At 74.4% G+C, this 14,953-nt stretch carries 6 protein-coding genes; 4 read left to right on the top strand and 2 right to left on the bottom strand.

Annotation, left to right across the window (positions count from 1 at the left end; all coding sequences use genetic code 11):
• Positions 1-381 precede the first annotated feature (381 nt).
• The 4 genes from LO772_RS02120 (at position 382) to LO772_RS02100 (ending at position 13,465) form a co-directional block, all read left to right on the top strand.
• Positions 382-1,971, top strand: coding sequence for a PfaD family polyunsaturated fatty acid/polyketide biosynthesis protein (locus tag LO772_RS02120; protein ID WP_231776585.1), 1,590 nt, complete (start codon positions 382-384; stop codon positions 1,969-1,971).
• Positions 1,972-1,995: 24 nt separating this feature from the next.
• Positions 1,996-8,484 carry a type I polyketide synthase gene (locus tag LO772_RS35745; RefSeq protein ID WP_269453149.1) on the top strand — a complete coding sequence of 2,163 codons (6,489 nt, stop codon included), beginning with the start codon at positions 1,996-1,998 and terminating at the stop codon, positions 8,482-8,484.
• Between the two features lie 5 nt (positions 8,485-8,489).
• On the top strand, positions 8,490-12,971 hold the full coding sequence (locus tag LO772_RS02105; protein ID WP_231776584.1) for a hotdog fold thioesterase: 4,482 nt from the start codon (positions 8,490-8,492) through the stop codon (positions 12,969-12,971).
• A gap of 98 nt (positions 12,972-13,069) precedes the next feature.
• Positions 13,070-13,465, top strand: coding sequence for a transposase (locus LO772_RS02100; RefSeq protein ID WP_231776583.1), 396 nt, complete (start codon positions 13,070-13,072; stop codon positions 13,463-13,465).
• Here the strand turns inward: LO772_RS02100 and LO772_RS02095 are convergent.
• On the bottom strand, positions 13,410-14,411 hold the full coding sequence (locus LO772_RS02095; protein ID WP_231776582.1) for a hypothetical protein: 1,002 nt from the start codon (positions 14,409-14,411) through the stop codon (positions 13,410-13,412). The genes LO772_RS02100 and LO772_RS02095 overlap by 56 nt on opposite strands.
• A complete protein-coding gene (locus LO772_RS02090; protein ID WP_231776581.1) occupies positions 14,398-14,691 on the bottom strand; it encodes a hypothetical protein in 294 nt (97 codons plus the stop codon). The genes LO772_RS02095 and LO772_RS02090 overlap by 14 nt, the downstream gene beginning before the upstream one ends.
• Positions 14,692-14,953: the final 262 nt, after the last annotated feature.

The following is a 14,953-nucleotide window of genomic DNA, read 5'->3' as shown; positions in this document are numbered from 1 at the left end:
TATTCAAAAAATAACGATCGGACGAATATCAATATGACTTTGTATGATCATCGAAAAATATAGCCGTGAGCGATCCCATAGATACCGTTGTATCCGGTTTTCTGGCCCACGTCAGGCCATGCGTCCATTTGGTTGGTCCTGGGGAAAGCGGTTTGATCAACGCTCCGGTTGGGAAACTCACGCGCCGTGACGCTGATCGTTCGGGAAATTCCCCGGAAGCATGTCGAACGCCACGGACCGGCGGATTTCCATCCCCCGCACTCGATCGTCGCGGATATTTTGTTGACCGGGTAATACCGCCGCCGGATTAATCGGAGAATTATCCGCGCCGCGGCCGACGAAAACCCCGTCCCTTCGGAAGACCAGAGGGAAGTATCGCTGATGACCATCGGCCTCCGGGAACACCCCGGCAGTGCGATTCCGGATTTCACCGCCGCCGACCACGTGCTGCGGGTGCTCCGGCAACCCAGGACCCCGGCCGGCGTCGTGCGGCGGCTGTCCGACTCCGCGACCGGCGTCGTCCTCGGGACCGCTGACGTCCCCGGCTGCGAACTCGTCGGAACCCTTCCGGCGCTCTACCCGGAATGGCTCGGCGACCGGTCCTTCGCCGCCGACCACGGGGTGCGCTTCCCCTACGTGGCCGGCGAAATGGCCCAGGGCATCGCGAGCGTCGCCATGGTCAAGGCCATGGCCCGCGCCGACCTCCTCGGCATCTTCGGCGCCGCGGGCCTGCCCATCGCCAAGGTGGCGCACGCCCTCGCGGAACTGCGCGGCGAACTGCCCGCCCACGCGCCCTGGGGCGTCAACATCATCCACAGCCCGCAGGAACCCGCGTGGGAGAACGAGGTCGCCGCCCTCGCCATCCGCCACGGCGTCCGCTGCGTGTCGGTGTCGGCGTTCAGCGACATCACCCCCGCGCTCGCGCACTGCTCCGCCGCCGGGCTGCGCGTCGGCCCGGGCGGCCGGATCGAGCGCCCGCGCATGATGATGGCCAAGGTCTCCCGCCCCGAGGTCGCCGCGCAGTTCCTCGCGCCCGCGCCGCCCGCCCTCCTGCGCGACCTCGTCGCCGCCGGCCTGGTGACCGCCGACGAGGCCGCCCTCGCGGCACAGGTGCCCATGGTCGACGACCTCACCGTCGAGTCCGACAGCGGCGGGCACACCGACGGCCGGCCGCTGGCCACCGCGCTCCCGCAGATCCTCGCGCTGCGCGACGCCGTCGCCGCCCGGCACGGCATCGTCCCGCGCACCCGCATCGGCGCGGCCGGCGGCCTGGGCACCCCGCACGGCGTCGCCGCCGCGTTCGCCCTCGGAGCCGCGTACGTCGTCACCGGCTCGGTCAACCAGCTCTGCCTGGAGGCCGGCACCTCCGACCGCGCCCGGGCGATGCTCCAGGCCGCCGACACCATGGACGTCGCGATGGCGCCGTCCGCCGACATGTTCGAGATCGGCGCGCAGGTCCAGGTGCTCAGCCGCGGCACGATGTTCGCCGCCCGCGCCGCCAAGCTGCGGCAGCTGTACCGCGACCACGCGTCGCTGGAGGACATCCCCGCCGCCCAGGCCGCCCGCATCGAGAAGGAGATCTTCCGCCTCCCGCTGGCCGAAGTCTGGGCGCAGACCGAGGAGTTCTGGCGCGGCCGGGACATCGCGCAGGTACACCGCGCGACCGCCGACCCCAAGCACCGCATGGCCCTGGTCTTCCGCTGGTACCTCGGCATGTCCAGCACCTGGGCGGCCCGGGGCGCTGCCGACCGGACCGTCGACTACCAGATCTGGTGCGGCCCCGCGGTCGGCGCGTTCAACGACTGGCGCAAGGACGGCTACCTCGCCGACCCGTCCCACCTGTCGGTCGTGCAGGTCGCCCGCAACCTCATGGAAGGCGCGACGGTCCTGACCCGCGCGCACCAACTGCGCAGCCACGGCGTCGACCTGCCCGCGAGCGCGTTCACCTTCACCGCCCAAGAACTGCTCTGACCCCACCACCACACAAGGAGCCCTGTGTCCGCCCATCCGTCCCGCTCCCAGCCCCCCATCGCCGTCATCGGCCTGAGCACCCTGGTGCCGGGCTCTTCGGACGTCGCGGGATTCTGGCGTGACATCGTGCACGCCCGCGACCACATCCGCGACGTGCCCGAGAGCCACTGGCTCGTGAGCGACCACTACTCCAGCGACCCCGCGGCCCCCGACAAGACGTACGCGAAACGCGGGGCCTTCCTGTCACCGGTCGACTTCGAACCGCTCTCCTTCGGCACCCCGCCGTCGACGCTCGACGCCACCGACACCGCCCAACTGCTCAGCCTCATGGCGGCGCAGCAGGTCCTGCGCGACGCCTTCGGCGCCGACGGCCCGTCCGAGGCCGTACGCGAGCGCATGGGCATCATCCTGGGCGCCAGCCCGACCGAGCTGGCCTTCCGCATGTCGTTCCGCTCCCAGCGGCCGACGTGGCACAAGGTCATGCTCGCCCGCGGCATCCCCGAGGCCAAGGCCGACGAGCTGTGCGACGCCATCGCCGCGTCCTACCCGGAGTGGAAGGAAAGCTCCTTCCCCGGAATGCTCACGAACGTCATCGCGGGGCGCGTGGCACGGCACTTCGACCTGCACGGCAGCAACTACACCACCGACGCGGCCTGTGCCAGCTCGCTGTCCGCGATGAGCGCCGCCATCGACGAACTCACGCTCGGCCGTGCCGACGTCATGATCACCGGCGGCGTCGACCCGCTCTGCGACGCCTTCGGATTCACCTGCTTCAGCAAGACCCCGGCCCTGTCGCCCACGGGCGAATGCCGGCCGTTCTCCGCCGACGCCGACGGCACCCTCCTCGGCGAGGCCGTCGCGATGTTCGTCCTCAAGCGGCTGGAGGACGCCGAACGCGACGGCGACCGCGTCTACGCCGTCGTCCGCGGCATCGGCACCTCCTCCGACGGCCGGGGATCCTCCATCTACGCGCCCACCGTCGGCGGACAGGTGCGCGCCCTGCGCCGCGCCTACGCGAGCGCCGGCTACGGCCCCGAGACGGTCGAGCTGATCGAGGCCCACGGCACCGGGACGAAGGCCGGCGACACCGCCGAATTCACCGCGCTGCGCGAGGTGTTCACCCAGTCCGAGGGCGGCGACGCGCTGCGCTGCGCCCTCGGCTCGGTCAAGTCGCAGATCGGCCACACCCGCACCGCCGCGGGTGCGGTCGGCCTCATCAAGGCCGCCCTCGCGCTGCACCACAAGATCCTGCCGGCCACGCTCAAGGCCGAACGCCCGGACCCGGCCCTCGGCCTGGAGAAGGGGCCGTTCTACCTGAGCACCCGTACCCGCCCCTGGATCCGCGACGACGAACACCCGCGCCGCGCCTCGGTCTCCAGCTTCGGCTTCGGAGGCACGAACTTCCACGTCGCCCTTGAGGAGCACCGCCCCGCCGAGCCGGCCGCCGCACGGGAAACGCTCACCCGCAGCGCCCCGAGCGAACTCGTCCTGCTCGGCGCCGACTCGGCCCCGGCCTTGGCCCTGGCCCTCGACGCCCTCGCCTCCGACGCCGCGCCGCTCGCCCACATCGCGCGCCGCACCCAGCTCGCGTACGACGCCAAGGCCGCCCACCGCGTGTGCCTCGTCGCCCGCGACGAAGAGGACCTGCGCACCCAGGCGTCCGACGCGCGGGCCAGGATCACGGCGAACCCGGACGCCGCCTTCCACACCCCCGCCGGCGCGCGCTACGCCTCGGGGCCCGCCGACGCCGGACGGGTCGCGCTGCTGTTCCCCGGCCAGGGCAGCCAGTACCCCGACATGGGCGCCGACCTGGCCATGCACCAGCCCCGGGCGCTCGCCGCGTGGGACCGGCTGGCCGACTTCGACATCGCCGGGCGCTCGCTGCACCGGACCGTGTTCCCGCCGCCCGTCGCGGGCGCCGACCGCGAGCACGCCGACCTGCTCAAGGCCACCGAGATCGCGCAGCCCGCACTCGCCGCGCACGCGCTGATGATCCAGGAGATCCTGAACGCCGTCGGCTTCGTGCCCGACTGCGTCGCCGGGCACAGCTTCGGCGAACTCTCCGCGCTGCACGCGGCGGGCGTCTACGACGCGGACACCCTCATGGACCTCGCCCGGGTACGCGGCGAACTCCTGCGCGACGCCGGCAAGGTGCCCGGCGCGATGCTCGCCGTCACCGCGTCGGCGAAGGAAGCCGAGGATCTGGTCCGCGGCGTCACCCGCGTCTGGGTCGCGAACTACAACTCGCCCACCCAGCAGGTCCTTTCCGGTGCCGAGACCTCCATCGCCAAGGTCGAGCAACTGGCCCGGGACCGCGGATTCCCCGCGCAGCGCCTCACGGTGTCGAGCGCGTTCCACAGCCCGCTCATCGCGTCCGCGACCGCCGACTGGCGGCCGGCCCTGGAGCGCCACGAATTCCGCGAGCCGCGCGTCCCGGTGTACGGCAACGTCAAGGCCCGGCCGTACCCCGCGTCGCCGGCCCGGATGCGGCACCTGCTGCACGACCACGTCACCTCGTCCGTACGGTTCGCCGAGATGATCCTCGCGATGTACGAGGACGGGGTGCGCACCTTCGTCGAGGCCGGACCGGGCACCGCGCTGACCGGTCTCGTCGGCAGGATCCTCGGCGACCGGCCGCACACGGCACTCAGCACGGACAAGTCCGGGGGAGTCGGACTGACCGCGCTGCACCGGGCCCTGGGCGCGCTGGCCGTCGCCGGCCGCTCCTTCGACTTCACCCCGCTGTGGTCGTCGTTCGCGGCCACCTCCGCACCATCGCCAGCGAGGACAGGCATGACCATCCCCATCTCCGGTCCCAACCCCGGCGTTCGCGGCGAGACGGCCGAAGCCCCGTCCGCCGTACGCGAGTCGGACGCCGCCGGCGCCCCGGGCACGCGGCCGGCCGCGCCGGGGCTCCCCGCCGCCGCGCGGCAGGCCCCGGCACCCGCGCACACCCCCGCGTCGGCCCAGGCCCCCGCGCCCGCGCACCCCGCCGCGCCCGCCCCGGCACCGGCCCACGCCCCGGCGCCCGCGCACACTCCGGCGCACACCGGCTCGGCGGCCCAGATCCAGGCCGCGCCGCCGCTCGGGACGCGGCACGTCGCCCCGGCGACCGCGCCCGCGGTGTCCGCCGCGGCCCCCGCGAACGACCCGGCCGGGACGGCGCCGCCCGCGTCCGCCCCCTGGCTGCACGCCTTCCTCGAGGTCCAGCGGCAGGCGAGCGAGGCGCACAGCGTCTACCAGAGCACCACGTCGGCCAGCCACGCCAGCTACCTCGACCTGGCGCGGACGTCGCTCGACGGCCTCATGGGACGCCCGGTCGGCACCGACGCGAACACCGCGCCCGCGCCCGCCCCGCGCGTCGTCGCCACCACCCCGGTCGCGCCCGCGCCGGTGCTGCCCGCGCGACCCGCCCCGGAGATCGCCGCCGCGCCCGCGCACCCCGCCACGCCCGCCCCGGCCGCGCCGCCCGCCCCGGCGGGCCCCACGGTCATGCAGCCCCCGCCGTCCCCGGCCGTCCGGTACGAACCGGCCGCGTCACCGCCCGCCGCCCCCGAGATCCCCGCCGCGCCCCGGCCACCCGCCGTCGAGACCGTCGCCCCGGCCGCGCCGAACGCCCCGGGCGGCGAGCAGGTCGCGCTGTCGATCGTCGCGGAACTGACCGGTTACCCGGTGGAGATGTTGACGGCGGATATGGATCTTGAGGTCGATTTGGGGGTCGACTCGATCAAGCGGGTGCAGATTCTGACGCGGTTGCGTGAGCATTTCCCGGGTGAGGCGGATGTGGATCCGGCGGAGTTGGCGCGGTTGCGCACGATCGCCGAGATCGCCGACAAACTCGCCGCCCTGCGCGGCCCCGCCGCGAGCACCCCCGCCCCCGCTTCCCCCGCTCCCGCCGACCCTGCCCCGTCCCCGATCGACGGCGAGCAGGTCGCGCTGTCGATCGTCGCGGAACTCACGGGTTACCCGGTGGAGATGTTGACGGCGGATATGGATCTTGAGGTCGATTTGGGGGTCGACTCGATCAAGCGGGTGCAGATTCTGACGCGGTTGCGTGAGCATTTCCCGGGTGAGGCGGATGTGGATCCGGCGGAGTTGGCGCGGTTGCGCACGATCGCCGAGATCGCCGACAAACTCGCCGCCCTGCGCACCCCCGCGCACACCGCACCGGCCACGGCCCCCCACGACGCCGCGCCCGCCGTACCCCGAACCGCCGTACTGCGCACCGGCCTGACCCCGGTGTCCGTCGAGCCCGCCGCGGGCGGCCCGGTGACCGGCCTGCGCCAACGGCCCCTGCTCATCACCGACGACGGCAACGGCGTCGCCGAATGCCTCGCGGAGACGCTGCGCCGCGAGGGCATCAAGTCGTCCATCGTCGACCGGGTGCCCGCCGGGTCCAGCGCCGTCATCTCCCTGGACGGCCTCCGCGCCATCGACCCGGACACCGACCCCGACGCCCCCACCCGCGCGGTCTTCACCACCCTCGTCGCCGTCGCCGACGCCATGCGGCGCGACAACGGCGTCCTCGTCACCGTGCAGGACACCGGAGGCGACTTCGGGACGTCCGGCGCCCCCGAACGCGTCGGCTGCGCGGGCATCGCCGCACTCGCCCGCACCGCGTCCAACGAGTGGGCGGGAGCCACGGTCAAGACCATCGACATCGAACGCGGCGCCCGCGCCCCCCAGGACATCGCCCAGGACATCGCCAACGAGATCCTCCTCGGCGGCGACACCACCGACGTCGCGCTGTCCGCCGACGGCCGCCGCTCGGTGCTGCGCGGCGCACCCGAGACGACCGGCCCGCGCGTGCCGCTCGACCTCGGGCCGAACCCCGTGGTCGTCGTCACCGGCGGAGCCCGCGGCATCACCGCCGCCTGCGTCCGGGCCCTCGCCCTCGCCCACCGGCCCAGGCTGGTGCTCCTCGGGCGCACCCGCCCCGTCGACGAGGACGACGCCCTGCGCGGCGCCGCCGACGAGGCCGCCATCCGGCAGGTCCTCAGCAGCCGCCCCGACTCGCGCACCGGCGCCCTGCCGTCGCTGGGCGAACTCGCCGCCGCGTCCAAGTGCGTGCTGGCCTCCCGCGAGATCCGCGCGACCCTCGACCACCTGGCCGAGGCCGGCGCCGAGACCCGCTACGTCGTCGCCGACGCGACCGACCGCGAGCGGATGGCCGAGGTCCTGGCCGAGGTGCGCCGCGACTGGGGCCCGATCACCGGGATCATCCACGCCGCCGGCGTCCTCGCCGACCACAACATCGCCGACAAGACCCCCGAGCAGTTCGACATCGTCTACGGCACCAAGGTCGGCGGACTGCGCACCCTCCTCGCGCTGACCCAGGACGACCCGCTGCGCCTGGTCTGCCTCTTCTCGTCGGTCAGCGCGCGCCTGGGCACCGCCGGCCAGTCCGACTACGCCGCGGCCAACCAGGCCTTGGAGCACATCGCCCAGGCCGAGGCGAGCCGTACGCCCGACCGCGTCGTCAAGGCGATCGCCTGGGGCCCGTGGGCCGCCGGCATGGTCTCCACCGCGCACGCCGAGCACTTCCGCCGGCTCGGCGTGCCGCTCCTGGACGAGGCCGACGGCGTCCGCGCGTTCATGGCCGAACTCGAACAGCCCGGCACCGCCTGCCTGTCGATCGCCGCGGGCACCTCGGACGCGGTCGCCGAGCAGACCGCCGTGACCGACATCCTCGTCGGCGCGGACACCCACCCCTACCTCGCCGACCACAGCATCGCGGGACGCCCGGTCGTGCCCGTGGCCCTCGTCGTCGAGTGGTTCACCCGCGCCGCGCGTGCCGCCTTTCCGGCGCAGGCCTCGGTGCTGATCCGCGACGTCCGGGTGCTGCGCGCCATCGCGCTGGACAAGTTCGGCCTGGAGCAGACCCGGCTGCAACTCCACGTCCGGCCGTCGGGCGCCGAGGCCGGCGGGCCGCTGCGCCTCGAACTGAAGGGCCTGGACGGCTCGCTGCACTACACCGCCGTCGCCGACCACGCCGACGTGGCCGCGCTCCCGGGGGCCCCGGAACTGCCCGAGGCCGGACTCGCCGAGCGCCCCTCCGAGCCGACGTACGACGGCGTCGTCCTCTTCCACGGCCCGCTCTTCCGCGCCATCCGCGCGATCGACGGCCTCGGTTCCGTCGGCGCCCGGACCGACCTGGTCGGCCTGAAGGAGCTGCACTGGCCGAAGGACGCCTGGCTGACCGACCCCGCCGTCGTCGACGGCGCCCTCCAGACGGCCTGCCTGTGGGTGGCGTCCTCGGCCGGGGTCCCGTCCCTGCCGATGGGGGTCCGCGAGGTGCGCGCGCTCGGCACCGGACCCGTCGAGGGGCCGGTGCGCTGCACCGTCCGCGGCCTCGTCCAGGGCACTGACAACGCGACCTGCGACATCTGGCTCGGTACGGAACAGGGGGGCACCGAGCGGGTGTTCGCGGTGCTCTCCGGCGTCGAGATGGTCTACCGCCCGGACGCGTCCGGCGGTCGGCGGCACAACGCGCTGACGGCGACGGACGCGTAAGCGCCATGACCTTCCCCCTCATCGCCATCGTGGGACGCGGCTGCGTCCTCCCCGGCGCCAACGATCCGGCCGAGCTGTGGCAGACCGTCGTCTCCGGCGCGGTACGCCTCTCGCCGTTCGCCGTCGGACGGTCCGACGCCGCTCCCCCCTGGAGCGGCGCGGACCCGGCGAGCACGGTCTACGGCCACGTCACCGGCTTCGCCGAGCGGTTCGACGCGGGCGGCCTGGCCGTCGACGCCGCCGAGATCGCCCGGTTCGACCCGACCGTCCGCTGGGTCCTGCACGCGACCCGGCAGGCCCTGGGCGACGTCGAACGGCTCGGCAGGCACGAGCGCACCGGCCTGGTGCTGGGCAACATCTCGGCCCCCACCGCGTCGATGGCCGCGTACGCCGAGGACGTGTGGCTGCGCTCCCAGCCGCCGGAGACCGTCCGGGCGTGGCCCCGGCACGACGATCACCCGCCCACCCCGGCCGCCCGCTTCTGCTTCGGGCTGCCGGCGCACCTGACCGCCCAGGCGTTCCGGCTCGGCGCGGGCGCGATCGTCCTGGAGGCCGCCTGCGCCTCGGTGCTGTACGCCGTCGAACTCGCGTGCCGCAAACTGCACGCGCACCAAGCGGACGTGATGCTCGCGGGCGGTCTGAACGGCAGCGCCCCGGAGATCATCAGCCACGGCATGGGCAGGCTCGGGGCGCTCAGCCCCAGCGGACGCTCGCGGCCCTTCCACCGCGACGCGGACGGCCTCGTCCCCGCCGAGGGAACCGCGATGGTCGCGCTCATGCGGCTGGAGGACGCGCTGTCCGCGGACGTGCCCGTCCTCGGGGTGATCCGCGGCATCGCCCTGACCAACGACGGCGGCCGGGGCGGCATGCTCGTCCCGGACGCCGTGCAGCAGCAGCGCGCGATGCACCTCGCGTACGAATCCGCCGGGGTCGACCCGGCGACGGTCTCCCTGCTGGAGTGCCACGCCACCGGCACCTCCGTCGGCGACGCGGTCGAAGTCACCTGCGCTGCCCAGGTGTTCGCCGACCGCACGGACCTGCCGATCGGCTCGGTCAAGGGCAACCTCGGACACCCCCTGACGGCGGCGTCGGGCGCCGCGCTGCTCAAGGTGCTCGGCGCCATGGAACACGGCGTCCTGCCGCCGACCGTGGGCGCCGACGAGGCCAACGACGCGATGCGGGGGACGGGGCTCCGGCCGCTGTCCGGGCCGGAGGACTGGCACGGCCGGCGACGCGCGGCGGTCAGCGGATTCGGCTTCGGCGGCGTCAACGCGCATCTCATCGTCGACGCCTGGGACGGGCCCGACGCCGTCGCGCTGCCCGTCGCACCGCCGGCCGCCGAGCCGCCCGCGCCGCGGCACCCGGTCGCGGTCGTCGGCCTCGGCGCGAGGGTCGGCGACGGGGACGGCACCGCCGACTTCGTCGACGCGCTGCTGGCGGGCCGGACACGGTTGCGCCCGCCGCGCCGGGCCGACCTGTGCGTGGACGGCCTGCGGATGCCGCCCAACGACATGCTCCAGACCTCGGGCGAACACATTCTTGTTTTGGAGGCCGCCCGCGACGCCGCCCGCGCGGTGGCGCTGCCGGCCGAGCGGACGATGGTGCTCGTCGGCATCGGCAGCGCCACGGTGCACGCCGAGTTCTCGGTCTGGCACAACCGGACCACCGCCGAGGCCCGCAAGGCCGCGGCGGCCGAAGGGGCGTCCGCGGACCGCGTCGCGGACCCGCTGGACTGCCCGCCGTGGTCGCTGGGCGCGCTCGGCAACATTGCCGCCAACCGGATCAGCGCGCAGTTCCGCCTCACCGACACCAGCATGGCGGTGTGTGCGGAGGAGGCGTCGGGGATCCGGGCCCTCCGGCTCGCGGCCGACGCCATCGGCCGGGGCGCGAGCGACGCCGCGCTGGTCGGCGCGGTCGACCTCGCGTCGACCGCGGTGCACCGTACGGCGGCGCGCGAGCTGGGGCTGCCGGGTGCGGAGGGCAACGCGGCGGTGGTGGTCGCGCTGAAGCGGCTCGACCACGCGCGCCGCGACGGCGATCCGGTGCTCGCCCTCGTCGACCCGGGCGAGGCGGACGGGTCCGCCGACCTCGTGGTGGGCGACCTCGGGCCGACGCGCACGGAAGCGGACACCGCCGCCGTGCTCGACCCGTCGCTCCTGTTCGGCCGCCCGCACTGCGCCGCGAGCCTGGTCGGCGTCGCGTGTGCGGTCGTCGCGCTGTACCACCGCACGGTGCCGACGGCGGGCGCCGAGGCGAGGCCGAGGCCGGGCCTGGCCCGCGCGGAGGTGACCGTCACGCCGCTGGGCGCGCCGGAGGCACGACTGTCCCTGACGGCGGAGGACACCGCCGCACCGGAGAGCCGGCTCGGCGCGCCCCCGTCGCGTACCGACGGCTCGGGGCGCCCGGCCCGCCGCTTGAGCAGCATCGCCTTCTTCGACCTGCGCAAGGTGCTGCGGCTCCAGGAGCCGGACGCCGAGGACGAGTGGGTCGCCCTCACGGCGGAGTCGGCCGACCGTTTCCCGGACGCGGTGTCGGCCTCGGCGGCGTCGGCGGCGGGTGACTCCGGGGCGTGGGATCACATCGGATCCGGTGATCTCGCCGCGTCGGTGGGGTCGGCCGACCCGGGGGCGTGGGAGGGCGTCGGTTCCGCCGCGGACGCGGTGCCGGTCGGGGCGGGGCATCACCCCGGCGCGGTCGCGCGGTTCGCGTCGGCGGAGGCGGCCCGGCAGGTCGCGCCCGTTCAGCAGCTCGACTCGACCGTGCCGGGCGCGCCCCCGGACGGTGACGAGATGGTGGCGGCGGCTCTGCGCCGCCACCACGAGACGGTGGGTCGCGCGCACCGGGAGTTCCTGGACACGCGGTTCGCCCAGCACCAGGTGTTCCTGCGCCTGCAGGAGCAGGCGACCCAGGCGCTGTTGCGGGCCGCCGCGACGTTCCACGGCGCGTTCGCGGAGTCCGCGGGCCCGGCCGCGGGCACGCCGCTCGCCGCGGACGCGCGGGAGCTGCCGCCCGCGGGCCCGGGAGCCCGTGCCGCGGGCGCCTCGCCCGCGTCCGGGGCACGCGCCTTCGGGATGGCCGACGCGCCGGTGGGAGCACCCGCCCCGGGCACGCCGCACGTCGCGGGTGGCCCCTCCTCGCGGAGCGTCGGCGTGGCGACGGCGTTCGCTTCCGGCGCGTCGCTCGGCGCGGGGTCGGGAGGGGCCGGGGCCGTCGAGGCGGCAGGGGCTTCTGCCGGGGATACGCCGGTCGCCGCGGTGTCCGGGCGTTCCGGAATCGCCGGTGTGCCGGCCGCGCCTCGGTCGTCCGTCGCGCGGCGGCCTCGGCAGGGGCCGGCCCGGCGTGAGTTCACGGTCGGTCCGGAGGACGACCCGTGGGTGCTGGACCACTGCCCGACCTGGACGCTGCCGGTCCTGCCGATGATGTCCAGCGTGGATCACCTGCTGCGGGCCGCGTGCACCTACACCGGGCTGAAGGCGACGGGGTTGCGCGGGCTGCGGCTCAAGCGGTGGATTCCCGTGGTCTCGCTGACACGGCTGGCCACCGAGGTCGAGCCGGTGGCGGACTCCGCCCGGGAGGTCCGGGTCAGCCTGTCGATGTGGCGGCCGGCCCGCACGGCGGCGCTGTCGCGGTTCGAACCGGTCGCCGACGCGGTCGTCACGTTCGACCCGCCGGAGCGGCCCGGGCCGCTGGCCGCCCTCGCGGACGTCGAGCCCGCGGACCTGCCCTACCTGACGAACCGGCTTCCGCACGGCCCCGCGTTCCAGTACCTGACCGAGGTCTCGTACGGCAGCAACGGGGCGTTCGGCATCCTGGACGCGGAACGCGGGGCCGTCCCCGGGACGTTCACGCATCCCGGGCTGCTGGACGCGGCGACGCACATCATCGCCGACCGCAAGTTCTGGCTGCCGTACCCGCAGGTGGGGCCCAACGTGGTCCCGTACCCGCACGGCATCGTCCGGCTGGACCTCTTCGAGGCCTTCCCGGACACCGGGCGGCTCCGCGTGGACGCCCGTCCCGCCGGCGCGGACGGCGACCTGCTGTTCGTCGACTTCCAGGTGCGGGCCGGGGACCGGCTGTGCGCGGCGTTCCGCAACGTCAGCATGGTCTCGCCGCCGAGCGCGCTGGAGTTGCAGACCGGCGCGGACCGGCGGGCGTTCCTCCTCGAACGCCGGGCCGCGCCGAAGTTGAGCCTGTCCCAGGTCGCGGACGGCGTGAGCCGCCTCGACATGGCCGTGCTGGAGCAGGCCGACTGGCCGACCGGGGGCCTCGCGTACATCTACGGCCTCCCCGCGGGCGCGCCCGCGCGGGGGCACGCCGAGGAGATCACCATGCGCGAGCATGTCGCGCGCAAGTACGGCGAACACCCGTCACGGGTGGCGGTCGACCTGGAGAACCGCGCGGCGTGGCTGCGGGATCGCCCCGACCGCCGACACCTCCTCGTCGTCCACGCCGACAAGGAGAGCGTCACGGTCGAGGACCGGCCGTGACACCGCGGGACCATCCCTGACGCTCGTTCGGCGGCGGGAGCTTCGTTCCCTCGCGAGGCTCCCGCCGCCGCGACCGTCACCGTGCGAAAGGTGCGGGAATGCCACCGTGGATCGTCGACGACGACGCGTGGGAACTGATCCAGCCGCTGCTGCCGCCGTGGCCGGAGCGGTCGCCGGGGCCGCGCCCGGTGCCGGACCGCTTGTGCCTGCAGGGCATCCTGTATGTGCTCTACCACGGCATCCCCTGGCAACTGCTGCCGCCCGAGCTGGGGTTCGGCTCGGGGCAGACCTGCTGGCGCCGCCTCAAGAGGTGGCGGGACGCCGGCATCTTCGACCGCATGCACCGGATCCTGCTGGTCAAGGCGCACGCGCTCGGCGAACTCGACTGGTCCCGGGCGTGCGGCGAACGCCCGTACGCCGGTGAGGAGTTCGCGGGGCTCACCCCCGAGGGTCGCCCGGATGTTCCGGAGTCGACCTCGCCGGTGGGCGGGTGAGCGTGATCTGCCGGACCAGTTGGTGCAGGCACGCGGTCATCGCCGCGGCGGGCAGGACCGCGACGATGATGCCCTGCATGTTCTTCGGCGCGTACGAGATCGACAACGCCATCGACAAGGCGGCGAACGCCGCGATCACCAGCCAGGAGTGCATCGCCCGGCGGTGATGGATGCCGGCCCGCACCAGCGACAGCGCGGCGACCAGCCACGGGCCGTGGATCAGGAACGGCCACCAGCGGGCGGCACCGGGGTGGCCGGTCGTCGCGGCGACGTAGGCCATCGGGGCGAGCGTGCTGAGGGCGCCGAGGAAGACGACCAGCGCGACCACCAGCGCGGACAGCACCACCATGGTGCGGCTGAGGAAGACCAGCCCGCGGGAGGTCGTGCGCGGAACCTGGCGGCGGTGGCTGTGCGGGCGGGTCCTCTGGACGGGCAACTCGACGGTGACGCGGGGCTTTTCGAGCGTCGGGGCGTCGGGGTCGGGGACGTCCGGGCCGAAGGCGTCGGGAGCGGGGACACGGGACGCGGCGTGCGGCGGCTCGGGGTCGGGCGGGACGGCGTGCCAGGCGCCGGTCGGCGGTGTGTCGGCGCCCGGGTCGTCGGTGCCCGGCCAGACGGACCCCGGCCAGACGGACCCCGGCCGGTCGGCCCCGGGCCCGTCGGGACCGGCTTCGTCCGCACCCGGTCGGTCCGCCCCGGGCCGGTCGGTGGCCGGCCGGTCCGGCGGCGTGGCGAGCGGCGGCTCGACGGGCGCGCGGACGGTGTCGGCCGGCCCGTCCGTGAGCAGCGCGGCGTGCACCTCGAAGTCCCAGACCTGCGCCGACGGCGGGGTGGCCGCGTCGGGCGTGGGCCACCGGCCGATCGACGGGTAGCCGGCGCGCTTCAGGGCCCACACGGCCGACTGCGAGGGGAACGCGGCGAAGAGGTCGTCCTCAGAACTGCGCACGGACCGGCCCGTTCTCCGTGCGACGGGCGGGGCTTCCCGCCAGCGCCTCGAAACGGCGTTTGGACTCCGCCTGGATCAGCACTATCTCCGACGCGAACCGCTCCAGGTCCGCGGAGCAGTGGCGCAGTGTGACGCACTCGTTGTCGCGCTCGATGCGCGCGTACGGCGACGCCTTGAGCAGCTTCGCCCAACTGCGCGGGGTGAGCACCCAGGCACCCAGGAAGAAGCATCGCTTGCCGCCCGTGGGCGTGCCGGGCCGACGATGGGTTTCGACATCCACGTTCGTACCAACGAGGAACGCGCGCGGGAGTCATTGCGCCAAATGGTGAGGCGCGCACCCGGACGAGTGCCGTGTTGCGCTTGTGTTCCCCGCGTCCGATGCCGTGCCGGGTGGCGGGACGCGTCCGCCGCCCGGGGGAGACCGGGCCGTCGGGACCGGTGACGTGCGCGGCAGCGTGTTCGGGCCGGGAATCGCAGGGGCTTCCCTCACCATGAGCTGGTCAAGTGTTTATAGCGTTCGGGTATGGATTCGCCAAATGATG

This window comes from Yinghuangia sp. ASG 101, assembly GCF_021165735.1.
In the GTDB taxonomy this organism is placed as follows: domain Bacteria; phylum Actinomycetota; class Actinomycetes; order Streptomycetales; family Streptomycetaceae; genus Yinghuangia.
This window is presented reverse-complemented; position numbering and strand designations above follow the sequence as displayed.

Coding starts and splice junctions, on each gene's coding strand:
- LO772_RS02120 (WP_231776585.1), top strand. CDS start 382: ATGACCATCGGCCTCCGGGAACACCCCGGCAGTGCGATTCCGGATTTC.
- LO772_RS02105 (WP_231776584.1), top strand. CDS start 8,490: ATGACCTTCCCCCTCATCGCCATCGTGGGACGCGGCTGCGTCCTCCCC.
- LO772_RS02100 (WP_231776583.1), top strand. CDS start 13,070: ATGCCACCGTGGATCGTCGACGACGACGCGTGGGAACTGATCCAGCCG.